Genomic DNA, 26,421 nt, shown 5'->3' on the forward strand with positions numbered 1-26,421 from the left:
CTTATTTTTTCACGTTCGCAAAGGCGTTGCACTCAGCTAAGACTTCTGCCTGTCTTTGAAAAGGTTATTGCGTGAAGAATGAATAAGTTTCGGCTAAAGCCAGATGAATTTTATCTCTTTATTTAGGCGGGCTAAAGCCCACCTCTATTGAATTAAAAACTTACACTTCAATCAAAGGTATTCCCTTTGCTGAGTGAAACGCCCTTGCGATCGAAAACAACCGCATTTAATAATCCTTTGCGAACTTTGCGTTAAAATCAAATGCTTTTTAAACGCCATGATCGCAAGGGAAATCCTTGGTCTTATTATTTTTTAGTTCGCAAAGGTGTTTCACTTAGCTAAGATCTATCACTATTTTTGAGTAGAGAGTATTGCGTGCAGAATAAATAAGTTTTGGCTAAAGCCAAACGAATTTTATCTCTTTATTTAGGCGGGCTAAAGCCCACCTCTATTGAAATAAAAACTCACACGTCAATCAAAGGTATTCCCTTTGCTGAGTGAAACATCCTTGCGATCGAAATTAACCATATTTACATAATCATTTGCGAACTTTGCGTTATAACAAATTTCTCCAAAATAATCGTGTCCATTTGTGGAATTATTTGTGATATTCGTGTTAAAACAGCGGCATATTTCACGTGAAACATTCTACAATACTGTGAAACATTCACTATCAGACAAATACCTTATTTAAACAAAAAAAGTGGAACATTTCTGCCCCACTTTACCTATTATTAAAACTAAAATATTAGTATCCGAAAATCTCTTCAAGAGACACCTCTTGGAATGTTCCCATTTTATTGATAGATTCCATATTCAGGTTTTCTTTCTTACCGATAATTGCGGTGTTGTATTGTACAGGTTTCACTTCTGTATTATAGAATCCTGTTAGCTGAGGCAGTGTTAATCCCTGAATTTCAGCATAAGTATCTTTTCTAAGGTCATAATCAACCCCTAATTTTTTAAGTGCTAACTGACTGAAGAAAATATTTGTTCTGTTAATTCTGTTGGAAGCAATCTGTTTTAATGCTGAACCTCTTGCATTTTCAAACTGTGTTGGAATTTGCGGTAACTCAACCATTAGTTCGCTCATTGCATTTACAGCTAATGGAAGTTTATTCGCCTGTGTTCCGATATAATTCGTGATATAGTTCGCATGTCCTTTCTCTGAAGCATTTGCATAAGAAACATATGCAGAATAAGCCAGGGACTTACTTTCTCTGATCTCCTGGAAAACAATAGAAGATAATCCTCTTCCAAAGTACTCATTGAAAACATTAGCCTTTCCGAAGTTGCTTAGGTTTACAGGACTTCCTTTCGCTACTTTAGCCATTTCCATCTGTACCATGTCATAATTTGTGAAATAGACTTTTCCTGTTGTTGCAGGCTCTGCATACTCTTTAGCTTTTGCAGGCTGCAGACTTGCATTCACAATATAAGGCTGTACTGCTTTCTCCATTCCTGCCTTATCCTGTCCGTAAAGAAGAACTTCGTATGGATACTGGTTCAGTGTTTTGATTTTCTTCACTAACTCTACAGCGTCAATGCTTTCAAGGCGGGCTTTAGAAATCACATCCGTCATTCTTGAATCTTTTCCATACTTTGCATAGTTGGAAAGGGCTCCCATAATTCTCACTTTATCTTTCTTAGCAGCTTCTCTGGCTTCAAGAATAGTTTTCACTGTTTGGCTGTAAACAGCTTTATCTGCCTTTACATTCGTCATCCAATGATTCATCAGTTCTACCCCTTTCTTCATATTGCCTTCAAGCCCTGATAAAGTAACCGTAGTTTGGTCATTAGATGTTCTGAAACTATAAGTAATTCCTAACTTATAAAACTCTTCTTTCAGCTGCTCCGGAGTATATTTATCGGTCCCCAGATATTCAAAAAAAGTTCCTGCTAATGAAAGTTCCTTATCATTGTCTGTTCCGAAAGGGAAAACATAGCTTACCTGGGCAATTTCATTGTATTTATTCTTTACGAAACTTACCGTCTTGTCTTTTACCTTTGAAGTCTGAATTGCTGTTTTATAATCGATAAATTCAGGCTTAATTTCTGCAACCTTGGTATTTAAAATATCTTTAAGGAAAGGTGATTGCGCTTCCCTGTTCAGTTTAATTGGGGTAATTCCTGGGTTTTCTACTCGAACAAGCTTATCATTCACTCCTTTTTCTTTGTAAACTACGACATAGTTATCTTTAAAGAAATCATTCGCAAACTTTACTACATCAGCCTTAGTGATCTTTTCATACTGATTGATCTCATCCAGCTCCTGCTCCCACGTTCTTCCTTTGATATAGGAATCATAAAGTTCTGTTGCCAAGCCATCCGCAGTTTCCAACCCTTTCATGCGCTGAACCTTTTTATCATTGACGATAGCTTTCAGCATCCAATCAGGGAATTGTCCTTTTTTAACTAAATCAAGCTGATCTAACAATAGTTTCTTAGCTTCATCAAAACTTTGTCCGTCCTTAGGAGTTACCACTAATGCAAATGTTCCATACATTTTGAATGGTGATTCATAAGCTCCTGCTCCTAATGTTTTCTGCTTTTGATTGATATTAAGGTCAATTAATCCAGCATCTCCTCTGTTGCTTAAAATCTCAGCAACAACATCTGCTAACCTCGCCTCCTGAGTTCCGTAAGAATCAGTTCTCCACGCCATAGTCATTCTTGGAGTAGACGGACTTTTTACCGTTCTGGAAACAATCTGAGTCATCGGCTCTTCTGTTACCATCTTTTTCATCGGCAGTTCCTTGTACTTAAATGCTCCGAAATATTGATCAACTAATTTTATAGTTTTATCAAAATCAAGGTCTCCAACCAATACAACCGCCATGTTATTTGGAACATAATACGTATCAAAATACTTATGAATTGCTACCATTGAAGGGCTCTTCAGGTGTTCAGAAGTACCGATAGTCGTTTGCTGTCCGTTCGGGTGTTTTGGGAAAAGTGCTTCCATCAAAGCATAGTTTACCAAACGTCCGTCATTATCCTGTGCTCTGTTATACTCTTCATACACTGCTTCCAGTTCTGTATGGAAAAGACGAAGAACCAGCTCTGAAAAACGTTCCTTTTCAACTCTTAACCATTTTTCAAGTTCATTGGATGGAATATTGTTTTTGTAAACCGTTTCATCCAACCAGGTATGAGCATTGGTTCCGGTAGCTCCCAGTGAAGAAATTGCTTTATCATATTCATTGGCAATAGCATATTTTGATGCTTCCTGAGAAACCTCATCAATCTTTTTGTACAGTTCTTTCTTCTTTGCAGGATCTTTTTCTGCCTTATGCTGCTCATAAAGATCGGAAATCTGTTGTAGCAAAGCTTTTTCCTTTGCCCAATCCTGAGTTCCAAGTTTTGAAGTTCCTTTGAAAACCATATGCTCTAAGTAATGAGCCAATCCGGTATTATCACTCGGGTCATTATTTGATCCTGTTCTTACCGGAATATAAGTCTGGATTCTCGGGGCATCTTCGTTTTTAGCAAGATAAACCTTTAATCCGTTTTTCAGGGTATACACTCTTACCCCAGCCTGGTCATTTTTTACAGTTTCATACGTATACCCTTGGGCATCAGTTAGTTTTTGAGTATCGAATTTCTGAGCCATAGCACTAAGCATGCAGAAAAGCGAAACAGAAATAAAAAATTTCTTCATAGTGGTTGTTTAATTTTATATTCAAATTTCTAATCCATTAGTCTTATGACAGGAGGCACTTGTTACAGCGTCCCTCAATATAAACATACATCATAAGTATTAACAGTATTTCTTAAGATTTCATTACCCCTAAATAGTTAAACATCTCCGGATAAAAACAGAAGAAAACATAAAATCTCTTCCCACCGATAAGCTTAGGAAGAAAATACAAAAACCATTTTCCCTCTTATTAAAACGGAGAAAGACAATGGCCCGCTTTATCATCAGATTTTGACTAAAAATCTGATACAGCCTTTATTTTAGAACGATTTCCTCATCAGATTTGGCATAATTTTCATATTATGTATTTTCACTATTTTAGCCAACTGATTAAAAAAATCCAGAACAGATAAAATAAAGTTTATCCGGAATCTAAAAAATTAAACATTATTCAGATGAAAAAACAAGACCTGCCTCAAGACGAAAGTAATCTGAAATCCGCCAACATGACAGAAGTACTGTATGTAACGGATGAAAATGATAATTATACAACAGCCAACAGTACAGGCTGGGATGCAAAAAAAGCGGCTTTGGATGAATCCATGGAATTGATTTATGAGAGAATTGAGGAAGCAAAGCAAAACGTTGCCAATAATATCGTAAGCCCTATCGTTTATTTTATGGAACTGAATAAAATGGACCTGGGAGTACTGTCCTCTTATGTAGGAATGTGGCAATGGAGGGTAAAAAGACATTTTAAGCCCAAAGTATTTAAAACACTAAGTGAAACTGCACTGAAAAAATATGCCGATGCTTTCGGGATTTCAGTGAATGAACTCAAAAACTTCGACGGGAAATAAATAAAGTAAAACACGCTTTATTTACCTATGAAAAAGATATAAACTGCAAATGAAATTAAACTTTGAACACCATCAGACTGCGCATTGCGAAAACGGTGTTGCTTCTAATCTACTGCTTAACAGAGGACTGAAACTAAGTGAACCTATGATCTTCGGAATCGGTTCAGGATTGTTTTTTGTCTACCTTCCCTTTTTAAAGGTGAATTTTGCTCCGGGCTTCAGCTATCGTCCGATGCCGGGTGCTATTTTCAGTAAAGCAGCGAAAAGATTAGGAATTAAAATCAAAAGAGAAAAATTCTCAAATCCTCAAGATGCTCAAAAGGCACTGGAAAGAAATTTAGAACAGAATATCCCTACAGGACTTCAGGTAGGTGTTTTTAACCTCACCTATTTTCCGGAAGAATATAAATTCCACTTCAATGCCCACAACCTGGTTGTATATGGGAAAGAAGACGGAAAATTCCTCATCAGTGATCCGGTAATGGATTACACCACAACGCTTACAGAAGCAGAACTGGAAAAAGTAAGATATGCCAAGGGGGCGCTTCCTCCAAAAGGGCATATGTACTATCCAATTTATATTCCGGAAGATATTCACTTGGAAGAAGCTATAAAAAAAGGGATTAAGGATACCTGCAAAAACATGCTGGCTCCCGTACCGCTTATTGGAGTAAAAGCTATGAGATGGGTTGCTAAAAGTATCCCGAAATGGGCCGAAAAGAAAGGGACAAAAGTTACCAACCATTATCTGGGACAGCTGATAAGAATGCAGGAAGAAATCGGGACCGGAGGCGGAGGCTTCAGGTTTATCTATGGAGCATTCCTTCAGGAAGCATCCGTCATTCTTAAAAACGATGAATTAAAAGAGCTTTCAAAGGAAATTACCGCTATTGGTGATCTTTGGAGAGACTTTGCCGTAGATATTGCGAGAGTTTACAAAAACAGAAATGCTAAAAGCGATATCTACAACACTTTATCAAAAACAATGCTTCATATTGCAGATTTAGAAGAAGCTTTCTATAAAAAACTGAGAAAAGCAATCTGATATGGCAGAGAATATGATTGAGATTAAAAATCTATATAAAAAATACAAAAATTCTGATGAGTTTTCTGTCAATGATATCTCTTTGAATATTGACAAAAACGAAATCTATGGAATTCTTGGGCCAAACGGAGCAGGAAAAACAACTTTAATTTCCATGCTTTCGGGTTTAATTAAACCTACTTCAGGGCAATTTACGATTAACGGATTGTCTCCACAAAAAGACAATTTCAAGATCAGGCAGATTATGGGTATTGTTCCACAGGAATATGCGCTGTATCCTACCCTTACAGCCAAAGAAAACCTTATGTTCTTCGGAAGTTTATACGGATTGAAGCATAAGCAGCTTATCAGGACTATTGATGAATCCCTGGAAATTATGGGTCTTTCAAAATTTGCCAATAAACAGGTAGGACAATTCTCCGGAGGGATGAAACGCCGCTGCAACCTCATCGCCGGAACGCTTCACAATCCCAAAGTTCTGTTTTTGGATGAGCCAACTGTAGGAGTAGATGTACAATCCAAAAAAGTAATCATAGATTTCCTTTTAGAACTGAATAAAAACGGAACGTGCATTATCTATACTTCTCACCACCTTTCTGAAGCGGAAGAATTCTGTACCAAGATTGCGATTATAGACAAAGGAAGAATTCATGCTGTGGGAACTCCTGAAGAACTGGTTTCTCAGATCGCCCATGCAGAAAACTTAGAAGATGTTTTCATTTCATTAACCGGAAAAGAATTAAGAGATGTTGTTGTATAAACTGTGGAGAAGTTTTATTAAGGAAATTCTTCTGCTGAAAAGAGATATCGGAGGAATTGTCATTATTTTCGTAATGCCGTTGCTTTTAATTGTAACCATTACCCTGATTCAGGATTCTACCTTTAAAAATCTTGAAGGTTCAAAAATCCCGATCATTTTTATCGATAATGATAAGTCTGAAGTTTCTAAAAATATAAAAGGTGAGCTTGAAAACAGCAAGACTTTTCAACTTTTGACCAATTTCAACGAAAAATCAGCACAAGATGCTGTATTTGCAGGAGAATACCAGATGGCCATCGTGATTCCTGAAAATCTTACAAAAGATTTAAATTCCAATATCGATTCTAAAGTTCAGACAATTGTAAGCTCATTTGGATTGGAAGGTGATTCTGCAAAAACAAAAATAGCAGCTCCTAAAGCCAAAGCGATTCATTTGTATTTTGACCCGGCTACCAATGCTGGATTCAAAAACTCTGTGATAAATTCCGTGAACAAAATGGTTTTTGAGATCGAAAATAAAAAGATCTATAAAGCCTTCCAGGATCAGTTGGGAACCGAGGAAAATCTTGAAGAAAATAAAAACCTTATCAGCTTCAAGGAAATCACCCCGAAAAAAGGGGAAATGGACATTATGCCGAATTCTGTTCAGCACAATGTTCCTGCTTGGACTCTTTTCGCGATTTTTTTCATTGTTGTCCCTTTATCCATCAATCTTGTCAAAGAAAAAAGCCAGGGAACAAGTGTAAGAGCAAGAATAAGCCCTACTCCTTATTTCGTACATATTTTAGGAAAAACATTTACTTATCTTATTATCTGCCTTATTCAGTTTTTATTGATGGTAGCTGTAGGGATTTATCTTTTCCCATACATGGATCTTCCGGCGTTTGATGTATCCGGAAAAATGGTCCAGCTTGTAACGGTAACCTTATTTGCTGGGTTAGCAGCCATTGGATTTGGAGTATTATTAGGAACTATTGCAGATACACAGGAACAATCCGCACCTTTTGGAGCAACATCAGTTGTGGTATTAGCGGCGATCGGAGGAATCTGGGTTCCGGTATTTCTGATGCCTGAATTCATGCAGACCGTAGCCAAATTTTCCCCTATGAACTGGGGATTGAATGCTTATTATGATATTATTTTAAGAAACAGCGGAATCGGAGGGATTGCCAAAGAACTGGTATTCCTGTTTTTATTTTACATTGCCACCGTATCCATCTCTATTTTCTACGAAAGAAAACTTCATAATATTTAATCTATTTTATTACTAATATTGTCAGAAAGTTTCTGACACCATTAAAACAAAACTCAGGAAGAAAAAACATGCAGTCTAACGAAAATATATTAACCTGTACTGAAGAAGTAAGAGTACGATTCAATGAGACAGATCCGCTGGGTATTGTCTGGCATGGCCATTATATCGTTTATTTTGAAGACGGAAGGGAAGCATTCGGACGCCAGCATGGCCTTACTTATCTTGATATTCAGAAAGCTGGCTATGTAACCCCTATCGTAAAAAGTACCTGCGAACATTTTCTTCCCTTAAAATATGGAGAAACCTTCAGAATTGTGACCACTTTTGTCAATTCTGTTTCCGCAAAGCTTATTTATAAGTATGAGCTTTTCAATCAGGAAAATCAATTAGTATGCAGTGGAGAAACCATCCAGGTGTTTCTGGACAGCAACGGAAGTTTATGCTTATACAATCCGGAGTTTTTTCAAACCTGGAAAGATAAAATGGGATTATCATGAAGAAGGAAATTTATATTACAGACTATAACTGCGTAACTCCCCTCGGTTTTGATGTGGATTCTAACTGGAATGCACTTGTATCCGGACAATCAGGGGTTACTTTACATAAAATTATAGAAAGCCAGGACGCATTCTATGCATCGGTGATTGATTCTGAAAAGCTGGAGAATGAATTTGGGAGAATTTTCACTCAAAAGACCAATCTGAAATTCACAAGACTGGAAAAAATGCTTCTTTTAAGCATGAAACCTTTGATTGAAAAGCATCCTGTAACTGAAGACACAGCTTTCATCCTTTCAACAACAAAAGGAAATATCAGCTTATTAAAAAATCAGGCTGAATTACCGGATGGTGTTTATCTATCACAATTAGCACAAAAAATTGCTGATTTTTTCGGATTTAAAACCAAACCTATTGTAGTTTCCAATGCGTGTGTATCAGGAGTAATGGCTATTGCCGTTGCCAAGAATATGATTCAGGCGGGAAGATATAAAGATGCCTTCGTAATCGCAGGAGATGAAATTACTGAATTTGTGATCTCAGGATTTAATTCGTTTCAGGCCATTGGATCAGAACCCTGCAAACCTTATGATAAAAACCGGAACGGAATCAATATCGGAGAGGCAGCAGCTGCAGCTTATATTACTTCAGAGCCTTCCGAAAACGAGACATTCAGATTTAAAGTCTTAGGAGATTCTGCCATCAACGATGCCAACCATATTTCAGGTCCATCCAGAACAGGAGACGGTTTATATGGAAGCATCAAAAATGCGATGATGGAAGCCCATGTTTCTTCAGAAGAAATCGATTTTATATCTGCCCACGGAACGGCAACATTATATAACGATGAAATGGAAAGCATTGCCTTCAGCAGAATGGAGCTGCAAAATATCCCTCTGAACAGTATGAAGGGCTATTACGGACACTGCTTAGGTGCATCCGGATTGCTGGAAAGTATCATTTCTATGGAATCTGCTCTTCAAAACACTTTGATCCCATCTAAAAACTTTGAAGAAATGGGAGTGTCTCAACCTTTGAATATCATTAAAGAAAACCAACCTGCAAGCATCAGATATATTCTGAAAACGGCTTCTGGTTTTGGTGGGTGTAACGCGGCACTTGTATTGGAAAAATGTTAAAATGAATAGGATGAAGAAAATAAGCAGCTGCACCATAGAACATTCAAAAATAACCGTTGACGGAAACCTTATTTTTGAAACCGAAAGCAATACATTTCCGGAATTTGCGAAAGAAGCCTATAAAAACCTAGAGCTCAGCTATCCGAAATTTCATAAAATGGACAGTTTAAGTAAACTGGCCTTTCTTGCTGCTGAAATGCTTTTAAAAGAAGAAGACCAAAGCAGAACAGCATTAGTTTTTGCTAACAAATCATCCAGCCTGGATACTGATTTTAAATACCAGGAAAGCATCAACTCCCATGAAAACTACTTCCCCAGTCCAGCAGTCTTTGTTTATACCTTACCCAATATCTGTGTGGGAGAAATTAGCATTAAACACAAAATGCAGACAGAGAATGCTTTCTTCGTTTTGGATGAATTTGATGAAAAATTTTTAAACGATTATGCTGAAAATATCCTTCAATCCGGAAAAGCCGATAAAGTATTGTGTGGCTGGGTTGAATTATTTCAGGAAAATTACAAAGCTTTTGTATATTTGCTAACCTTGTAAAAATGTAACAATATAACAATGTGGAAATGTAACAATTTTAAATATTGATAAACTGGTACATGGATACATTGGTAAATTAATTAAATTATGGAAAACTTAAAAACAGAATTGAAGCACAAAATTATCGAAGTACTTAACCTTGAAGACGTTTCTGTAGAGGAAATCAAAGACGCAGATCCGTTATTCGGAGGTGGGTTAGGATTGGATTCTATTGATGCTTTGGAATTGATCGTTCTTCTGGATAAAGATTATGGAATAAAATTAGCCGATCCTAAAAAAGGAAAGGAAATTTTCCAATCTATCGATACCATGGCTAAATTCATCGAAGATAACAGAACAAAATAAATTAATATAACTGTTTAACGGTGTATCAATGTACTAAGAAGAATTGGTAAACTGTTACATTGATACATTGTTACATTATTTAATAGAATGAGTCAAAAAATTGCCATAACAGGAATGGGCATCATTTCCTCCATCGGAAACAATGTGGAGGAAAATTTTATTTCATTACGGTCCGGAAAACATGGTATTTCAGATATTCAGATGTTTGAAACCCGCCACGCCGGAGCTATTAAAACCGGTGAAATAAAATTATCCAATGAGGAACTTGTACAGAAGCTTCAATTACATGATGATAATAACGTAACAAGAACATCCTTATTAGGGATGGTTGCCGCTAAAGAAGCTGTAGAAAGTGCAGGAATATCCGATATCAACGGGTACAGAACCGGATTAATCTCTTCCACCAGCGTTGGAGGAATGGATATCACTGAAAAATATTTCTACTCTTACGAAGACTTTCCTGAAAAGCAAAAATACATTGACGCCCATGATGCCGGAAATTCCTCATTGGCTATTGCTGATCATTTAGGATTAAAAGGCATGGTTTCTACCATCAGCACAGCCTGCTCATCGGCAGCAAATGCCATCATGATGGGAGCCAAACTTATTAAAAACGGAGTTCTGGATCGTGTAATCGTTGGTGGAACAGATTCCCTTTCAAAATTTACACTGAACGGGTTCAATACCCTGATGATTCTTACAGACTCTTACAACACTCCTTTTGATAACAACAGAAAAGGATTAAATCTTGGAGAAGCAGCCGCTTTTTTAGTACTGGAATCTGAAGAGGTTGTTAAAAAAGAAAATAAACAGGTGCTGGCTTATCTTTCCGGATATGGAAATGCTAATGATGCCCATCATCAAACTGCTTCTTCTGAAAACGGACAGGGAGCATTTTTAGCAATGCAGCAGGCCCTGAAAATTTCAGGCTTACAAAAAGAAAACATCGATTATATCAATGTTCATGGAACAGCAACTCCTAATAATGATTTGTCTGAAGGAATTGCCATGATCAGAATATTTGGAGAAAATAATGTTCCTGAATTCAGCTCTACAAAGGCATTTACAGGACATACACTGGCTGCCGCAGCCGGAATTGAAGCTGTATTTTCAATTTTAGCGATGCAGCACAGCCTTATTTTCCCAAACCTGAATTTTAAAACGAAAATGGAAGAGTTTGATCTCACTCCGGTTACTGAGCTGAAGGAGAAAAATATCAATCATGTTCTTTCCAATTCATTTGGATTTGGAGGAAACTGTTCCACCTTAATATTCTCTAAATCATGAGTACAGTATACATCAACAGTGCATCCTGTATCTCTGTTCAGGACACTTTAAACGAAAATATCCTTCAGAATCTTAAGCCGGAAAACTCCGCAAAGATTATAAAAGCCATAGAACCTAACTACAAAGAATTCATTCCGCCTGCCATGATCAGGAGAATGTCTAAAACTGTTAAAATGAGTTCTGTAGCTTCTCATTACGCTTTAAAAGAAGCTGGAATTGAAAAACCGGATGCCATTATTGTAGGAACCGGAATGGGATGTTCACAGGATTCTGAAAAGTTCCTGAAAAACGTGATTGATCATCATGAAGAATTTTTAACTCCAACATTTTTCATTCAGTCTACCCATAATACCGTTGCAGGTCAGATTGCACTGGGATTACAATGCCACGCCTACAACTTTACCTATGTAAATACTTCTTCGTCGCTGGAGTTTTCATTATTGGATGCCCAACTTCAGATTAAGGATGGCGAAGCTGAAAATATACTGGTTGGGGCTACCGATGAGCAGACCGACAGGACTATGGAACTCTACTGCCTGAATAATACCATTAAAAAAGAATCAGATCTTCCTGTGGATTATCTGCATTCCACTACCAAAGGGGTTATTTGGGGCGAAGGGGCAAGCTTTTTCGTAGTTGGAAAAGATAAAACAGAAAATTCCTACGCCAAACTTACTGACATTAAAATCAGTAACAAACTAGAATCTGAAGAAACTTCAGATTTTATTCAGGAGTTTTTAACAAAGAATAATCTTTCTGCAAAAGATATTGATGCTGTTATTTTAGGTTTCAGTAGTGATGCAGACTCTGATATTTATTATACAAAAGCAATGGACCTGTTTCCAGGTTCAGCATTACTGTATTACAAGCATTTGAGCGGAGAGTTTAATACGGCGAGCGGTTTTTCTACGTTTATCGCTTGCCATATTCTTAAGGAACAACAGATTCCGGAAGTGATGATGATTAACGCAGAGAAAAAGCAGGAAATAAAAAATATACTTCTTTACAATCATCTGGCAGGGGACGATCATAGTTTGGTCTTATTGGAAAGAGCTTAATTATTTTATTATAGCGTAATTCTGTCATTCACAGTGAAACGAAGTGGAGCGTGGAATCTCAACATATATAAGTTTAGACTCTTACAGAGTGACAAAAGAACTCTAAAATAGATCAAGCAGACATAAAATTTTTACGATTGTCATTCTGACGAAGGAAGAATCTCTACTAGAAATACCTCACTAATCATGAAACATTATTCATTCATCCTGTTTTATATCTTCTGTAACGTTTTTATCTATGCGTTTCATGGAAGTCTTTGGGTGTATATTGCATGTTTCCTTGCTTTTTCAGCAGTCGTGGTTTGGGGATCATTTGCTATTGAACTGGGATATTTTGTCAACAGTATTACCCATAAAAGAACAAAAATCAAAGAAGTAGCCCTTACTTTTGATGATGGCCCTACGGAATTTACGCCTAAGTTTTTAGATCTACTGAAAGAACATAGAATAAAAGCAACCTTTTTTTGTATCGGAAAACAGATTGAAAAATATCCCGAGACCTTTCAAAGAATTATTGCTGAAGGTCATACCATCGGAAATCATACTTTATCCCACTCCAATTCAACAGGTTTTTTATCAACCTCAAAAATGATGGCTGAGATTGAAAACTGTGATAAGATCATGAAGGATGTTGGCAATATACAAACCCATTTATACAGACCTCCATTCGGGGTTACCAATCCGAGTATTGCCAAAGCGATCAGAAGGACTCATAAAACAAGCATCGGCTGGAATGTCCGTTCCCTGGACACTATTATTGATGATGAGAAGAAAATCTACCTAAGAGTAACCAAAGGGCTAAAAAAAGGAAGCATTATCCTTCTTCATGACACTTCAGAAAAAACGTATCGTGTGCTGGCAGATTTATTAGTATTTTTGGCAGATAAAAAGTACTCAACTTTTACAGTTGATTCCATTAGAAATTCAAGACAAAATGATTAAAAATATTGCTTTCGGAGCATTTTTACTGGTATCCGGATTATTTTTTGCCCAAAACACGGCGATGTCCGGAGCAGAGGCAAAAGCGTTTGTATCTAAAGTTTCGGCAGATACTAAAGAAATCAAAACGCTGCAGAGTGATTTTACCCAGACGAAGAAAATGGATTTTCTGGATAAAAGCATTGTTACTTACGGAAAAATGTCTTTGCAAACTCCCAGTATGCTGAGCTGGAAATATACTAAGCCTTATCAGTATAGTATCGTTTTTAAAAGCAACAAGATCTACATTAATGACCAGGGGAAAAAATCGTCTGTAGATGCTAAGAGCAAGACTTTTGAAAAGATCAATAAACTGATTGTAGGAAGTTCAAACGGAACAATGTTTAATGATCCTGAGTTTACAGTAACATATTTCAAAAACGGAAATTACAATGTAGCGAAATTTGTTCCGAAGACTTCGCAGCTTTTAAAATACATCAAGCAGATTGAACTTTACTTTCCTAAAAGCCAATCTACCGTTTCCCAGGTGAATATGACTGAGGCTTCAGGTGATACAACTAATATTGTTTTCAAAAATACAAAGATCAATGCTTCCATTCCTGCGTCAGAATTTACTTTATAGCCTGATTTTAATACTGGCTGTTTCCTGTAAATCTTATCAGCTTACTGATGTGAAGTCAGTTCCGGCAACGGAAAAAACAGTTGAAAATCTTTATTTTTCATCTGCCGAAGACTATGTGTATAAATGCCAGATGGATATTTATAAAAACCATGTGAGCGGCATCCTGATCATCAAAAAGCTGAATGAAACGACACATCGTGTTGCATTAACCTCTGATTTCGGGAATAAACTGATTGATTTTGAAATCTCAGATCAGAATTTCAAGCTCAATTACGTACTTCCGGATCTGGATAAGAAAATTGTCATCAACTTTCTGAAAAATGATTTTCAACAGCTGTTAAAAAGACAATATCCTGTGAGTGAAAGTTTTGAAAATGAAAATGCTAAAATCTATCTCTCTAAAATTGACAATAAAAGCTATTATCTGTTCTTCAACAAAGAAAACAACCTGCTGAAACAGATCATTTACACAAAAAACAACAGGGAAAAGATCGATTTTACTTTTGATGCAAAAAAGCATATCTTCGCAGACAGCTTAAACTTACAACATAAGGATTTTAAGATCAATATAAAACTATTTCAAATAACCGAAACAGAATGATTCCCAACATGAAAACAGATGAACATCACTTTTCAGACAGGAATTTATCATCCATTTAATCTTAAAAAATAAGATCATGCAGACCATTCTTACAGATTTTTATACTTTAACATCATACGACAAAGCAGAAAACGGAAGCTTTACCGCCCATATCCATTTAAATAAGGATCACGATATTTTCAAGGGACATTTTCCTGGAAACCCTGTGACTCCGGGAGTTTGTATGATGCAGATCATTAAGGAACTGACAGAAGAATTTACAGGTTCAAAATTATTTTTAAAAACAGCTTCGAATGTAAAATTCATGGCCATTATCAACCCTTTTGAAACTCCTGATCTTAAACTTCAGTTGGATATTACAGAAGATGGTGAGGATGTTAAAGTAAAAAATTCAACCTCTTTTGGCGAGACTATTGCATTGAAACTGTCTGTAAGCTATAAAAAATTAATGTCATGAAACTTATTCTATCCTTCATAGCGGCATTCTTATTTTTCTTTCAGTCTGATCTTGAAGCACTGAGGAACAGCTATGCCAAAGCCAATGATTCCAGTGCCAATACATCCAGCTTTATTGAAGTTGCAGAGAAGCAATCGGGTTCTGATCCGGTAACTTTAGGCTACAAAGCAGCAGCCAAAATTATGGAAGCCAAAGTTTCCAAAGGAAACAGAAAAGCGCTGGTAAAAACAGGAGCAACCAACCTTGAAGGGATCATTAAAAGCAATCCTAATAATGCAGAACTGCGTCTGATAAGACTAAGTGTTCAGGAAAACATCCCTAAAATTGTGGGTTACAGAGGAAGCTTAAAAGATGACAAAGCCTTTCTTCTGAATAATTACAGCAAACAGAATGCGGCCTTAAAAAACTATATCAAAAGGTTTGCGATGCAGTCTAAAACTATTACCGAGGCGGAAAGAGCCACTTTAAAATAAAAACATGTCCCTTGCTGAAGTACAAAATGCAATTTCCGAAAGGAAGATCTGTGTTTTAATACCTACCTACAATAATGAAAAGACCCTGAGAAGGGTAATTGACGGCGTTTTAGATTACACCGAAAGTATTATTGTGGTGAATGATGGCTCCACCGATTCCACCGCTCAGATCCTTAGCCAATATCCTCAGATTACGGTAATCTCCTTATCTGAGAATAAAGGAAAGGGAAACGGGCTTAAAACAGGCTTCAGAAAAGCAAAAGAATTGGGTTATGATCATGCCATAACTATTGATTCTGACGGGCAGCATTATCCGGACGATATTCCTGTATTTGTAGAAGCACTTCTTCAGGAAGATGAAGATGTTCTTCTGATTGGAAACAGAAACATGTCCCAGGACGGGATTCCAAAGAAAAGCAGTTTCGGAAACCGGTTTTCCAATTTCTGGTTCTGGTTTGAAACCGGAATTAAGCTGGAAGATACCCAATCCGGATACCGACTTTATCCTTTACACAAAATTCCAAAGAAATATTTTACTCCTAAGTTTGAATTTGAAATTGAGATTATCGTAAGAACAGCCTGGAGACACGTTCCGGTAAAGAATGTTCCCATCAAGGTTCTCTATGATCCTGCAGAGCGTGTTTCTCATTTCAGACCGTTTAAGGATTTTACCCGGATCAGTATTCTGAATACGATTTTGGTTACGATTACCCTGTTCTACATTGTTCCGAGGAACTTCGTGAATAATTTCAAAAAAAAAAGTTTTAAAAGGTTCATAAAGGAAGATGTGCTGGAAAGCGACGGAAGCAACCGTACAAAGGCTTTTTCCATTGCGCTTGGAGTATTTATAGGACTTTCTCCTTTTTGGGGATTCCAGACTTTGCTTGTGATCAGTTTATCTGTACTTTTTAAGCTGAATAAAGTGCTGGCGTTTGTAGCTTCCAATGTAAGTTTACCGCCTTTTATTCCGTTTATTATTGCAGCCTCCTTATTTCTGGGTGCACCGTTTGTACATGGTGATAGTAATCTAGTCATTCAAAATATTGATTTTGAATCTATTAAAAATAATCTACTTCAGTATATAATCGGAAGCTTTATCCTGAGTACCACATTATCTGCCGTTGCGGGAATAAGTACTTTTCTATTCCTCAATAAACTGAATCCTGAGAATAATTAAAATAAAAAGCTCCGAAACACTTCGAAGCTTATACTTTTTATTGTTTCTTAATCTTTTTATTGGCCTTATCAAGATATCTTTCCACCATTCTCCGATCCGGAACCGTGGTTATTTCTTTGGTAAGGGCCTTTTCAAACTCTAGCTTTGCCTTTGAGTATTCTTTTTTGTGATAATAATATTTTCCGCTCAAAAAATAGACTTTCCAGAAATCAGGATTCAGAGACTGATAATAAGGGATAGCATCATTTGTTAGGACAATACCCTTACTCTCTGCAGCATCATTAATCTCTTTACTCACCATTCTGGAGACTTCATAATTTTCAAATTCTTCAGAGTCTGCAAAAGGATCACGCGGAATATTCAATTGCGATTTTGAAAAATCATTAGGCTTTAAAACCTTATCTGAAAATATTTCATTGAGATCATAACATACAAATTCTCCTAGTTGATATGGATTGGAAGATACCCAAACCAGTTTTTTTTCGGGTGAAAATATAACCGCATGATGAGCCAATAGCTGGTTCAATGCTTTCTCATTTCCATATCCGATGCTTTTATCTTTTAAACCGGAGCGGTTCCTTAAAACAGCAGCCATTTTCTCAGGAGTCAGCTTTTTTTCCTCCTGCAACAGTTCCTGAAGTTTCTCATAACGGTATTTCGAGTGGCTTTCTTCAATCTGTTTCTGATTTCTCTTATCAGCTTTATAAGCATCAGACTGAAAGTGATTGGTACAAAGCACTCTGCTGCTATTCTGAACCCTGTACACACCGAAACTCTTCGGTGAAACTTCAATAATGACGGCATTTCTGTCATGAGCACTTCCCACTAAGATGGATTCTGAAACAAAAACTTTCCTTTTTTTAGCAATGGCAATGGCTTCTTCTATGGTTTTAGCATATTGCAGAATTTCCCTTGTTACTAAAGAAATAGGTGTTTTCGCCGTTAAAGGAATCCTTGATTTTCCTGCATTGATGGTTACCGTAATTCCTTCTTTATTCATTCCGGAAACGACTCCTATCATTCCCGGCCAGCTTACAGACATATAAGGAATCCCATCTTCTGGTTCCACGAATTCAACCAGTTTATTTTGGGCAAACTCATCTCCTACATAAAAATCGAAGTTTCTTCCGATCAGCATACTACCATCTTCGGTATTTTCGTTCCAGACCGCAAGGGAAGTACAACCTACCATTGCCAGGTCCTGCATGGCATGCCCAATATCATGAGCTCCATGTAAATATAGGTTTCTCAGATACCTTGGTGCGATAAAATCATACTGATCAGATGAATATTGGGACAAACCATACAATTCTGCCTGATAATCTTCCCTTACATTCAGATACATTTTACGGTTGTACCACTTCAAGAAGGTTTTTAAAAGCTTTTGTTTAAACTTTGAGGGAACAAAGCTTTCCACTTTGGAGAAGAAGATACTCTCCTGTTTCTGCATCAGATCCTCAGTTAATGCTCCGTTGTTATAACCTAATTGCAAAGGATTGCCTTTAATATAAAGTTCCCAAAGCTGTTGCTTATTTTTAGTAAGAAAATTCTGATTATAAGAGAATGTGCTGTCGTTGATTTTATTAACCTTCGGAATTTCCAGTGTATATTGATGTACATCAGGAAGGTGATGAACAGATTTAGACACTCCACATGCGCTCAGGAGACAGGAAAAAAGGAAATATAGGAGAAGCCTTTTATAGGACAGGTTATGGATCTTAGTTTTCTTCACGGTTATTTTATTAGGTCATTGAGTCCAAACGGCTGTCAATAGTTTCTTTTCCCAGAATTTCAGCACAGGTATTGAATGCTCCTATCGTTACCCCTAAAATTCCATGCATATTGACGGATTGACCGGTGAGGAACAGGTTATCAATTTTTGTACGGGGAGAAACCATAGTTTTAAGTGGGTTATCTGAGTTTTTCATATAGCCATACATATTTCCTTCATAACTTCCGATATAATCGCGATAAGATAAAGGGGAAGAGGTATATATGTGTTGGATAGCATGTTTTAAGCCGGGAATTTTCTTTTCCAGAGCATCAATCATCCTTTCCGTTTTTTCCAATTTGAACTTTTCATACTGTTCTCCTCTTTCATGTTCATCCACAACAGTATTAACTGTATTTTCCCATTGCTTCACCTCATCAAAATCCATATAGGAAATAGCGGTAAGACTTTCTGCAAATTCAGGATGATGCTTTGCGGGGGTAGATGAAAGCATGTAAGTCTCCGGCCAGGCTTCTTTATGGTAATGGTATGCATTCCAAACCTGATCTTCAGAGGAATAATGATAGATATTATAATTAAAATTGGGTAAACAACGGGGTTTTAAAACAATATAAACACTGAAGCATGATGAAACCGGCTGCCAGCTTAAAACCCTGTTCAGAAAAGATTTTTTCAGTCTGTTCTCCCCTATCAGCTTAATGGTAGAACGGATTTCAATATTGGAAATAAACTGCTTAGCGGCATATTCTTTCCCTGATTTTGTTTTTACGGAAATAAGGGTATTTTTTTCATTAAAAATAAATTCGGAAACTTCCGAATGCTTGTGAACTTCAGCTCCATACTGACGAAGCCTTCTAATGAGCAGCTTTGATATCTGACTTCCTCCTTTTACACATTTATAGGCGCTTTGTATGTAAGAGTTTACCGTTAAAGCATGAACATAAAAAGGAATATTCTCTGAATCTCCTGCATACAGGAAATTAGATCCCAATAAGACTGCCTGAAGGGTTTTATTCTGGGTAACGGATTCAATGAATCTTTTGGTATTTAAATGCAGGATCTCTTCGTTGTAATTCTCCTTTCCCACTACATGATATCTCGGAAACTGACTGCATACATACTGAATTTCTTCACAATAGTTTTCAAGATTCTCCTTTTCTTCAGGGAAATAAGCAGATAGCTGTTCTACAAAGTTCTCGTAGCCTTGAGCATGTGGATATTCAATAGCATCATCACCGAAGGAAATTCTGTCATATCCGTCTTCATCCATCTTGTGAAGTTCCAGCTCATCCATAATCTCCAGATAAGAAAAAAAACGGTTCAGATTCTGTCCTTTTGAAAGTCCGCCTAAATAATGTACTCCGGTATCAAAAATGAGCTTATCCCTTGAAAATGTCTGCAGATTTCCCCCATACTGATTGTTTTTCTCAAGCACACAAACTTTCAGGCCTTCTTTCGCCAAAACAAGAGCCGAAACAAGACCTCCCAATCCGCTGCCGATTACAAGTATGTCATATTCTTTTTTCAAAGGAGAATGTGCTTTTTTAATTAAGAGATTGGGAATTTAAGAAATTTGGATATTATTTTGTGATTACTGTACGATAAAATCCTATTTGGGTAATATAATATCTTTTTTGAATCTCAGTTTCTCCGGGCTTCTTAATGGTTTTGAGTTGTATTAGTTTTTAGGGAATAAAAATAGAAAAATTAATCAATATCATCCCAAAAGTCGAAATAATTAAACCATTGGAGCGGATATTTTTTGATCATGGTTTCAAGATTCTGGACATACGATTGTAAAAGCCCCTGGGAATCTCTGTTTTTAATATTCTGAGCTACCCTTGCATATAAATGATAATGAAGATTTTTTTCTTTCATTACATAAACATATACCACGGGTACTCCCAATCGGGAAGCAATAAGAAACGGGCCTGCCGGGAACTTGGCACTTTTCCCCAATAAATCGGCTTCAAGGAATTTTGAACCTTCAAAATAACGGTCTCCGGTAAAGCAGATCAGTTCGTTGTTGGATAAAGCCTGATTAATCTCAAAGATATGCGACATATCTTCTTTCACATAAATGAACTTGATATTACTCTTCTTTACGGAAACACTTTCCAGATATTCTTTAATAACAGTTACTTCCTGGTCTGTGGTTACCAGATTGATCTGACAGTCAAAATCAATGTCTGCAAAGAAATGTTCCGCCACTTCAAAGTTACCGATGTGGGCACTGATAAGCACTCCTCCTTTCTTGGCAGCTAAGAGATTTCTCAGGTTTTCAATTCCATCAAATTCATAGGTGTATTTTTCCCGCAATCCGGCAGAAATAGCCGTTTTATCAATTAAAACCTGCCCAAAGGTGAAATAGCTTTTAAAAATAGAGCGCTTCGCTTTCCAATAGCCGAGATTCAGCCTTTTCTGGAAATAATAGAGAATGTATTGGTTGCTTTTTTTCTGGAATATCGTATAATAAGCAGCCACAAAGTACAATACAAAATATGAACTTCTGATCCCGATATTTCTAATACACCAGACGAATATTCTGTACCCCAGTACCGTCCCTTTAGATTTACCTTTCCATTTGTTCATAAATACAGTTTGCTAATATAACAGAGTACCAATGTAACAATATCTGTGAGTGTCCTCTTCTATTATTACATTGGTACCTTGTAAGGAATATAGATTACTTAATAACTATGCGTTTTTCTCAGCGATTTTATTTTCAATCGTTGTATAGAAATCATCAAATGTCACCATTTTCTTGAAGTCTGCTTCTCCTAATTTCACTCCGAAATTGGATTCAATCACTACGACCATATCAATATAATCCAAGCTGTCTAGTCCCAGTGTATTTTTAAGGTTGGCATCATTACTGATTTCATCTCCGTCAACTTCAAATTCGTTAACCAGAAAATCATTAACAATAGCAACAATTTTTTCCCTTTCCATGTTTTTAATCAAATTTTTTAACTATTAGTGCAGAATTGGTTCCCCCGAACCCAAAAGAATTCGACAAAAATACATCAATTTTTTGATTTTTTGTTTTAGAGACCAAATTTATCTTTTGAGCCTCATTATCAGGATTTTCCAGGTTGATATTTGGAGCAACAAAATCGTTCTGCATCATCAGAATGGAGTAAATAACTTCACTTGCACCAGCCATCCAGCACTCGTGTCCGGTCATGGATTTGGTAGAACTTACCGGAACTTCACTTCCAAAGATCTGATAGATAGCTTTGGCTTCGTTGGCATCACCAATTGGTGTTGAAGTAGCATGAGCGTTGATATAATCGATATCTGAGGCTTTCAAACCAGACTGTTTCAAGGCTCTGTCCATAGCTAAAGCAGGCCCATCCACATTTGGCGTTGAAATATGCCCTCCGTTTGAGGAGAAGCCATATCCAATAATTTCTGCAATGATTGGAGCCCCTCTTCTTTGGGCAGACTCAAGGCTTTCCACGATTAAAGAAGCGGCTCCACCACTTGGAATTAAGCCATCTCTATCAGCATCAAAAGGCCTTGACGCTTTTGTAGGTTCGTCTTCTCTTGCGGAAAAAACGCCTAATCCATCAAAGCTGGCCATAGAGTATTTGTTGGTTTCCTGAGCTCCACCACAGATAATCATATCCTGAAACCCATTCTTAATCATCATAAAAGCAAGCCCTAAAGAGTGTGAACCACTGGCACAGGCTGCACTGATCGTAAGGTTGATCCCTTTCAGCTTAAAGATGGTAGAAAGGTTCATCGTTACGGTTGAGTTCATTGATTTAAAGATCGCTCCCGACCCCATCAAAGTAGTATCTTTTTTTTCTCTTGCAATGTCTATAGACTCTACCACGGCCTGAGAAACACTGTCGTTTCCGTATAAAATCCCAACTTCATGGGTATCCAAAAAGGTTTCGTCAAGATTGGCCTGCTTCAGTGCATCAAGGGTAGCAAGATAAGCATATTCACTTTCTTCTCCCATGCTTACACGCTGGCGTCTGTTCAAAAGGTTCTTTAAATCAGGTTTTGGAACAACTCCTGTAAGCCCTGATCTGAAACCGAATTCTTTTCTGTCCTGATCTAAGACAATACCGGATTTTCCTTGATATAGGGATTCCCTGACCTCTTCTAAAGACGTCCCGATGCAGGAATAAATTCCCATTCCGGTAATTACAACCCTATTTTCCATGTGTTGATATTGAATTTAACAATGTATCAGTCTAGCAATGTAACAATATTTTCATTGAGATTCATTCAATCAGCATTGGTACACTGGTACATTGGTATATTGTTAGATTATTTATGAGTAAATTCCGCCGTTAATATTAATGACTTCTCCTGTAATGTATGAAGATTTTCTGGAAGCTAAAAACGCTACAAGATCTGCCACTTCTTCTGCTTCGCCAAATCTGTTGGCAGGAATCATTGCTTTGAGTTCATCTTCATTAAACTCCTGAGTCATATCAGTTTTAATAAACCCCGGTGCTACTGCATTTACAGTAATATTTCTCTTGGCAACTTCCTGAGCAAGGGCTTTGGTTGCTCCTACTAGCGCTCCTTTAGCTGCTGAATAGTTTGTTTGGCCGGCTGTGCCTTTTACTCCTGATACTGAAACCATATTGATGATTCTTCCGTATTTGTTACGAAGTAATTTTTGAATAAAGAAATTAGTAACATTAAAGAATCCATCCAAGCTGGTATTGATGACACTACTCCAGTCTTCCTTTTGCATCCACATAAAAAGACCGTCTCTTGTAATTCCGGCATTATTAACAATCACTTCTACCACTGCTTCAGGATTGTTTTCCTGCCATGCTGTGAGTACCTCCTTTACTTCTTCGGTATTTCCTACATCAAACTTAAGAATTTCACCTGTAGCTCCAAGCTCTACTATTCTAGCTAAAGTTTCTTTTGCTGCAGCTTCATTGGAAGTGTAGTTAATGAGTATATGGTAGTTCTTTTCTTCAGCCAGTTTTATACAGATTGCCCTCCCGATTCCTCTGGAGCCTCCTGTTATAATTGCACATTTCATGCGTTAGTGTTTATTTTGTTTTAGTTTTTTTAAGTTACCTTGTTTTATAGACAATTTATTATTGCAAATAATTACATTGCCTTTAAATATTTCTTTACTTCTTCCAGGTACGGATACATTACCATATCATCTGAGAAGGCAGGAATTATTTTTCTGATCTCATCATACAGCTCTTTTGTTGACGATGAAACTTCATTCTGGAAACCAAGATATTCAATAGCCTGAATAATTGTAATCGCTTCAATCGCCAATACTTCAAAGGCATTTTCAATCACTTTTCTGCAAATCACTGCAGCATTGGTTCCCATACTTACGATATCCTGATTATCGTTATTATTCGGGATACTGTGAACATACATAGGGTTAGACAACATCTGGCTTTCTGCTGTAGTAGAAGTTGCTGTAAACTGTACTCCCTGCATTCCAAAATTAAACCCTAATTTACCTAAATTTACAAAAGGGGGCAAAATTTCATTGATTTTAGCATTTAAAAGATAGTTCAGTTGTCTTTCTGCAAGCATGGTAAGCTTGGTTACCACAATTTTTAGCTTGTCCATTTCCAGAGAGATATAGTCTCCATGGAAATTACCGCCATGATAAACATGCTGATCTTCAACATTGATGATTGGGTTATCATTCGCAGAGTTGATCTCGTTTTCAAGAACTTTCTCAGTATATTCCAAAGTATCCAATACCGGGCCTAAAATCTGTGGAACACATCTTAAAGAATAATATTCCTGTACTTTTTCCTTGAATACTTTTTCCTGTTCTTCAAAGTGGGTATACAAATGGTCTGCTCTTTTTCTGATCAGCTTACTGTCGGCAAGGTGGGCACGCATTCTTTCTGCAACCTTCTGCTGACCGTAGTGTCTTTTGGTTCCATTTAATGCTTCTGATAAATGATCATCATAAGCCTGAACAATCTCGTTGATGGCACAGGAAAGCTTAATGGAAATATCTGTCAACTGATTTGCCTTATAAGCATTAACAATACCGATTCCTGACATTACAGAAGTTCCGTTCATTAAGGCAAGACCTTCACGAATTTCTACTTTTATGGGTTCTAATCCTTCTGTTTCAAAAACATCTTTGGTAGACTTTCTTTCTCCTTTATAGAATACTTCACCTTCTCCAATCAGTACCAATGCAAGATGTGCCAATTGAACAAGGTCACCACTTGCTCCTACTCCTCCATGCTCAAAGATCAATGGAATGATATCTCTATTGATCAATTGCTGAAGAAGATAGATAACAGATTCATGCACACCTGAATTTCCTAATGATAAGGTATTCATTCTTGCCAGCATACAAGCTTTCACTTCTTCAGCAGGCAAAGGATTTCCGATACCCGAAGAGTGGCTTCTTATCAGGTTATACTGAAGCTGGTGCGTATCTTCATCACTGATCTTGAATTGAGCCATTGGCCCAAAACCGGTATTCACACCGTATATTACTTTATTTTTTGAAAACTCCTTTAAAAACTGAAAACTTGTATTCACCCTTGATAAAAGTGATTCATCCAGTTCTATTTTTTCATTCTCAATGATAATTTTTTGAAAGTCTTTCAGTTCTAAAAAGTTATTTATTTTCATCAATTAAAAGTAATAGTTGATAATTTTGTAAAATATTAATTATTTGTCACTAATTTTGCGGCAAAGATAAAAGTTATTATTAAAATAAAAAATCAAAGATGAGCAAAGAATTTGTTGACGTTCTTGTAATCGGAGCAGGACCCTCCGGATGCGTATCTTCTTCGTACTTAAAGAACAATAACGTCAGCGTAAAAGTTGTTGAAAAGACAAAATTCCCAAGACTGGTAGTTGGTGAAAGCTTAATTCCAAGGGTAATGGACCACTTTGACGAGGCGGGACTTTTCCCTGCGCTGGATAAAATGGGCTTTGAAAAGAAACTAGGTGCCCGTTTCCTTCGCGGCAATGAAGTCTGCATTTTTGATTTCAGTAATAAATTTGGAGAAGGCTGGGATTGGACCTGGCAGGTTCCTAGAGCTGACTTTGATAATACACTTGCTCAGGAAGTCATCAATAAAGGTATTGATCTTGAATTTGAAACAGAAGTTATCGACATCAAATTTAATGGAACAGACTCTATCACAACCGTAAGAACTAAAGATGGAGAAACAAAAGAGATCCATGCAAAGTTCGTTATTGATTCAAGTGGTTACGGAAGGGTTTTACCCCGTCTTTTGGATCTTGAAAAACCTTCAAAATTATCTCCGCACTCGGCTATCTTTTCTCATGTAAATGATATCAACAGAGAACCTGGTGAAGAAGGGACTTTAATTTCTTTTGATATTATTGAAACTGAAGTATGGCTTTGGGTGATTCCTTTTTCCAATGGAAATACAAGTTTAGGGATTGTAGGTCCCACTGAATATATCGACAAATTATCTGAAAACGGAGATCCTACAGAGGCTTTAAGAAAAGCAATTTCCCTTTCAGAATATTATGTAAAGCGTTTTGGCAATGTGGAATTTCTTTTTGAACCAAAACATCTGAAAGATTATTCATGTTCTGTAAAAAAATTATTCGGAGAAGGATTTGCCTTAACCGGAAATGCTTCGGAATTCCTTGATCCGGTTTTTTCTTCAGGAATGGCTTTTGCTACAGAATCCGGAATGCTTGCTGCTAAATTAGCATTAAGACAGCTAAATGGTGAGAAAATCGACTGGCAAACAGAATACTCCGATTATATTTTATATGGTGTAGATGTTTTCACCACTTACGTAAAGGAATGGTATACCGGAAATCTTCAGGAATTATTCTTCCACCAACCGGAAAACCCGGATGTGAAGAAAAAGATCTGCGCCGTATTGGCCGGATATGTCTGGAACAAAGACAATCCTTTTGTGAAAAAGCATGATACGGTAATTAAGAATCTTGCCAACCTCATCAAACTGGAGAAAGAGCAAACTCAAGAATAAAAAAACGGTCTGAATTTTCAGAC

The 26,421-nt window shown here is 37.0% G+C and carries 25 protein-coding genes; 17 read left to right on the forward strand and 8 right to left on the reverse strand.

Going from position 1 to position 26,421, the window contains the following annotated elements; all coding sequences use genetic code 11:
• Positions 1 to 748: 748 nt before the first annotated feature.
• Complete coding sequence (locus BBH99_RS14265) at positions 749 to 3,661, reverse strand: M16 family metallopeptidase (RefSeq protein ID WP_066696986.1); 2,913 nt, start codon at positions 3,659 to 3,661, stop codon at positions 749 to 751.
• 434 nt (positions 3,662 to 4,095) lie between these two features.
• On the opposite strand from BBH99_RS14265, the gene BBH99_RS14270 reads away from it, so the two are divergent.
• The 16 genes from BBH99_RS14270 (at position 4,096) to BBH99_RS14345 (ending at position 16,705) form a co-directional block, all read left to right on the forward strand.
• Positions 4,096 to 4,500 (forward strand): hypothetical protein, encoded by a 405-nt coding sequence (locus tag BBH99_RS14270; protein ID WP_066696988.1) that lies wholly within the window; start codon positions 4,096 to 4,098, stop codon positions 4,498 to 4,500.
• Between the two features lie 49 nt (positions 4,501 to 4,549).
• On the forward strand, positions 4,550 to 5,545 hold the full coding sequence (locus tag BBH99_RS14275) for a BtrH N-terminal domain-containing protein (protein WP_066696990.1): 996 nt from the start codon (positions 4,550 to 4,552) through the stop codon (positions 5,543 to 5,545).
• A gap of 1 nt (position 5,546) precedes the next feature.
• On the forward strand, positions 5,547 to 6,305 hold the full coding sequence (locus BBH99_RS14280; protein ID WP_083188836.1) for an ABC transporter ATP-binding protein: 759 nt from the start codon (positions 5,547 to 5,549) through the stop codon (positions 6,303 to 6,305).
• Entirely contained in the window at positions 6,292 to 7,560 is a 1,269-nt protein-coding gene (locus BBH99_RS14285) for an ABC transporter permease (protein ID WP_066696992.1), read from the forward strand. The genes BBH99_RS14280 and BBH99_RS14285 overlap by 14 nt, the downstream gene beginning before the upstream one ends.
• Before the next feature lie 68 nt (positions 7,561 to 7,628).
• Positions 7,629 to 8,057 carry an acyl-CoA thioesterase gene (locus BBH99_RS14290; protein WP_066696993.1) on the forward strand — a complete coding sequence of 143 codons (429 nt, stop codon included), beginning with the start codon at positions 7,629 to 7,631 and terminating at the stop codon, positions 8,055 to 8,057.
• The gene (locus BBH99_RS14295; protein WP_066696996.1) at positions 8,054 to 9,196 is read left to right on the forward strand and encodes a beta-ketoacyl synthase N-terminal-like domain-containing protein; all 1,143 of its coding nucleotides are present in this window, start codon (positions 8,054 to 8,056) and stop codon (positions 9,194 to 9,196) included. The genes BBH99_RS14290 and BBH99_RS14295 overlap by 4 nt, the downstream gene beginning before the upstream one ends.
• A gap of 10 nt (positions 9,197 to 9,206) precedes the next feature.
• Complete coding sequence (locus BBH99_RS14300; RefSeq protein WP_083188837.1) at positions 9,207 to 9,746, forward strand: beta-ketoacyl-[acyl-carrier-protein] synthase family protein; 540 nt, start codon at positions 9,207 to 9,209, stop codon at positions 9,744 to 9,746.
• Positions 9,747 to 9,833: 87 nt separating this feature from the next.
• A complete protein-coding gene (locus tag BBH99_RS14305; protein WP_066696998.1) occupies positions 9,834 to 10,091 on the forward strand; it encodes a phosphopantetheine-binding protein in 258 nt (85 codons plus the stop codon).
• Positions 10,092 to 10,178: 87 nt separating this feature from the next.
• Complete coding sequence (locus BBH99_RS14310) at positions 10,179 to 11,378, forward strand: beta-ketoacyl-[acyl-carrier-protein] synthase family protein (protein WP_066696999.1); 1,200 nt, start codon at positions 10,179 to 10,181, stop codon at positions 11,376 to 11,378.
• Positions 11,375 to 12,436, forward strand: coding sequence for a beta-ketoacyl synthase N-terminal-like domain-containing protein (locus BBH99_RS14315; protein WP_066697001.1), 1,062 nt, complete (start codon positions 11,375 to 11,377; stop codon positions 12,434 to 12,436). The genes BBH99_RS14310 and BBH99_RS14315 overlap by 4 nt, the downstream gene beginning before the upstream one ends.
• Positions 12,437 to 12,622: 186 nt before the next feature.
• Positions 12,623 to 13,378, forward strand: coding sequence for a polysaccharide deacetylase family protein (locus tag BBH99_RS14320; RefSeq protein WP_066697004.1), 756 nt, complete (start codon positions 12,623 to 12,625; stop codon positions 13,376 to 13,378).
• A complete protein-coding gene (locus BBH99_RS14325; RefSeq protein ID WP_066697007.1) occupies positions 13,371 to 13,997 on the forward strand; it encodes a LolA family protein in 627 nt (208 codons plus the stop codon). Before BBH99_RS14320 ends, BBH99_RS14325 begins: the two co-directional genes overlap by 8 nt.
• Positions 13,963 to 14,598, forward strand: a complete 636-nt coding sequence (locus tag BBH99_RS14330; protein ID WP_083188838.1) for a hypothetical protein — start codon at positions 13,963 to 13,965, stop codon at positions 14,596 to 14,598. The genes BBH99_RS14325 and BBH99_RS14330 overlap by 35 nt, the downstream gene beginning before the upstream one ends.
• Before the next feature lie 76 nt (positions 14,599 to 14,674).
• The gene (locus BBH99_RS14335) at positions 14,675 to 15,055 is read left to right on the forward strand and encodes a 3-hydroxyacyl-ACP dehydratase (RefSeq protein ID WP_083188839.1); all 381 of its coding nucleotides are present in this window, start codon (positions 14,675 to 14,677) and stop codon (positions 15,053 to 15,055) included.
• Positions 15,052 to 15,528 carry a hypothetical protein gene (locus BBH99_RS14340; RefSeq protein ID WP_066697010.1) on the forward strand — a complete coding sequence of 159 codons (477 nt, stop codon included), beginning with the start codon at positions 15,052 to 15,054 and terminating at the stop codon, positions 15,526 to 15,528. The genes BBH99_RS14335 and BBH99_RS14340 overlap by 4 nt, the downstream gene beginning before the upstream one ends.
• A gap of 4 nt (positions 15,529 to 15,532) precedes the next feature.
• The gene (locus tag BBH99_RS14345) at positions 15,533 to 16,705 is read left to right on the forward strand and encodes a DUF2062 domain-containing protein (protein ID WP_066697014.1); all 1,173 of its coding nucleotides are present in this window, start codon (positions 15,533 to 15,535) and stop codon (positions 16,703 to 16,705) included.
• A gap of 37 nt (positions 16,706 to 16,742) precedes the next feature.
• Here the strand turns inward: BBH99_RS14345 and BBH99_RS14350 are convergent, their stop codons facing one another.
• The 7 genes from BBH99_RS14350 to BBH99_RS14380 form a co-directional block, all read right to left on the reverse strand.
• Positions 16,743 to 18,437 (reverse strand): C45 family autoproteolytic acyltransferase/hydolase, encoded by a 1,695-nt coding sequence (locus BBH99_RS14350; protein ID WP_394333797.1) that lies wholly within the window; start codon positions 18,435 to 18,437, stop codon positions 16,743 to 16,745.
• Between the two features lie 10 nt (positions 18,438 to 18,447).
• A complete protein-coding gene (locus tag BBH99_RS14355) occupies positions 18,448 to 19,965 on the reverse strand; it encodes a phytoene desaturase family protein (protein ID WP_066697016.1) in 1,518 nt (505 codons plus the stop codon).
• Between the two features lie 179 nt (positions 19,966 to 20,144).
• Positions 20,145 to 21,029, reverse strand: coding sequence for an LpxL/LpxP family acyltransferase (locus BBH99_RS14360; protein WP_066697018.1), 885 nt, complete (start codon positions 21,027 to 21,029; stop codon positions 20,145 to 20,147).
• A 105-nt stretch (positions 21,030 to 21,134) separates the two neighbouring features.
• Positions 21,135 to 21,389: an acyl carrier protein gene (locus BBH99_RS14365; RefSeq protein ID WP_047377388.1), complete on the reverse strand. Its 255-nt coding sequence runs from the start codon at positions 21,387 to 21,389 to the stop codon at positions 21,135 to 21,137.
• A 4-nt stretch (positions 21,390 to 21,393) separates the two neighbouring features.
• Complete coding sequence (locus BBH99_RS14370; RefSeq protein ID WP_066697020.1) at positions 21,394 to 22,614, reverse strand: beta-ketoacyl-[acyl-carrier-protein] synthase family protein; 1,221 nt, start codon at positions 22,612 to 22,614, stop codon at positions 21,394 to 21,396.
• Positions 22,615 to 22,725: 111 nt separating this feature from the next.
• A complete protein-coding gene (gene fabG / locus BBH99_RS14375) occupies positions 22,726 to 23,457 on the reverse strand; it encodes a 3-oxoacyl-ACP reductase FabG (protein ID WP_066697022.1) in 732 nt (243 codons plus the stop codon).
• 71 nt (positions 23,458 to 23,528) lie between these two features.
• Positions 23,529 to 25,049, reverse strand: coding sequence for an HAL/PAL/TAL family ammonia-lyase (locus tag BBH99_RS14380; RefSeq protein ID WP_066697024.1), 1,521 nt, complete (start codon positions 25,047 to 25,049; stop codon positions 23,529 to 23,531).
• Positions 25,050 to 25,147: 98 nt separating this feature from the next.
• Here BBH99_RS14380 and BBH99_RS14385 point away from each other — a divergent pair, with 98 nt between their 5' ends.
• The gene (locus tag BBH99_RS14385; RefSeq protein ID WP_066697026.1) at positions 25,148 to 26,398 is read left to right on the forward strand and encodes an NAD(P)/FAD-dependent oxidoreductase; all 1,251 of its coding nucleotides are present in this window, start codon (positions 25,148 to 25,150) and stop codon (positions 26,396 to 26,398) included.
• Positions 26,399 to 26,421 lie beyond the last annotated feature (23 nt).

This window comes from Chryseobacterium contaminans (assembly GCF_001684955.1).
Lineage (GTDB): Bacteria > Bacteroidota > Bacteroidia > Flavobacteriales > Weeksellaceae > Chryseobacterium > Chryseobacterium contaminans.

Coding starts and splice junctions, on each gene's coding strand:
- BBH99_RS14370 (WP_066697020.1), bottom strand. CDS start 22,614: ATGGAAAATAGGGTTGTAATTACCGGAATGGGAATTTATTCCTGCATC.
- BBH99_RS14380 (WP_066697024.1), bottom strand. CDS start 25,049: ATGAAAATAAATAACTTTTTAGAACTGAAAGACTTTCAAAAAATTATC.
- BBH99_RS14300 (WP_083188837.1), top strand. CDS start 9,207: ATGAAGAAAATAAGCAGCTGCACCATAGAACATTCAAAAATAACCGTT.
- BBH99_RS14315 (WP_066697001.1), top strand. CDS start 11,375: ATGAGTACAGTATACATCAACAGTGCATCCTGTATCTCTGTTCAGGAC.
- BBH99_RS14335 (WP_083188839.1), top strand. CDS start 14,675: ATGCAGACCATTCTTACAGATTTTTATACTTTAACATCATACGACAAA.
- BBH99_RS14305 (WP_066696998.1), top strand. CDS start 9,834: ATGGAAAACTTAAAAACAGAATTGAAGCACAAAATTATCGAAGTACTT.
- BBH99_RS14280 (WP_083188836.1), top strand. CDS start 5,547: ATGGCAGAGAATATGATTGAGATTAAAAATCTATATAAAAAATACAAA.
- BBH99_RS14330 (WP_083188838.1), top strand. CDS start 13,963: ATGCTTCCATTCCTGCGTCAGAATTTACTTTATAGCCTGATTTTAATA.
- BBH99_RS14320 (WP_066697004.1), top strand. CDS start 12,623: ATGAAACATTATTCATTCATCCTGTTTTATATCTTCTGTAACGTTTTT.
- BBH99_RS14340 (WP_066697010.1), top strand. CDS start 15,052: ATGAAACTTATTCTATCCTTCATAGCGGCATTCTTATTTTTCTTTCAG.
- BBH99_RS14295 (WP_066696996.1), top strand. CDS start 8,054: ATGAAGAAGGAAATTTATATTACAGACTATAACTGCGTAACTCCCCTC.
- BBH99_RS14285 (WP_066696992.1), top strand. CDS start 6,292: ATGTTGTTGTATAAACTGTGGAGAAGTTTTATTAAGGAAATTCTTCTG.
- BBH99_RS14360 (WP_066697018.1), bottom strand. CDS start 21,029: ATGAACAAATGGAAAGGTAAATCTAAAGGGACGGTACTGGGGTACAGA.
- BBH99_RS14310 (WP_066696999.1), top strand. CDS start 10,179: ATGAGTCAAAAAATTGCCATAACAGGAATGGGCATCATTTCCTCCATC.
- BBH99_RS14365 (WP_047377388.1), bottom strand. CDS start 21,389: ATGGAAAGGGAAAAAATTGTTGCTATTGTTAATGATTTTCTGGTTAAC.
- BBH99_RS14270 (WP_066696988.1), top strand. CDS start 4,096: ATGAAAAAACAAGACCTGCCTCAAGACGAAAGTAATCTGAAATCCGCC.
- BBH99_RS14265 (WP_066696986.1), bottom strand. CDS start 3,661: ATGAAGAAATTTTTTATTTCTGTTTCGCTTTTCTGCATGCTTAGTGCT.
- fabG (WP_066697022.1), bottom strand. CDS start 23,457: ATGAAATGTGCAATTATAACAGGAGGCTCCAGAGGAATCGGGAGGGCA.
- BBH99_RS14325 (WP_066697007.1), top strand. CDS start 13,371: ATGATTAAAAATATTGCTTTCGGAGCATTTTTACTGGTATCCGGATTA.
- BBH99_RS14290 (WP_066696993.1), top strand. CDS start 7,629: ATGCAGTCTAACGAAAATATATTAACCTGTACTGAAGAAGTAAGAGTA.
- BBH99_RS14275 (WP_066696990.1), top strand. CDS start 4,550: ATGAAATTAAACTTTGAACACCATCAGACTGCGCATTGCGAAAACGGT.
- BBH99_RS14345 (WP_066697014.1), top strand. CDS start 15,533: ATGTCCCTTGCTGAAGTACAAAATGCAATTTCCGAAAGGAAGATCTGT.
- BBH99_RS14385 (WP_066697026.1), top strand. CDS start 25,148: ATGAGCAAAGAATTTGTTGACGTTCTTGTAATCGGAGCAGGACCCTCC.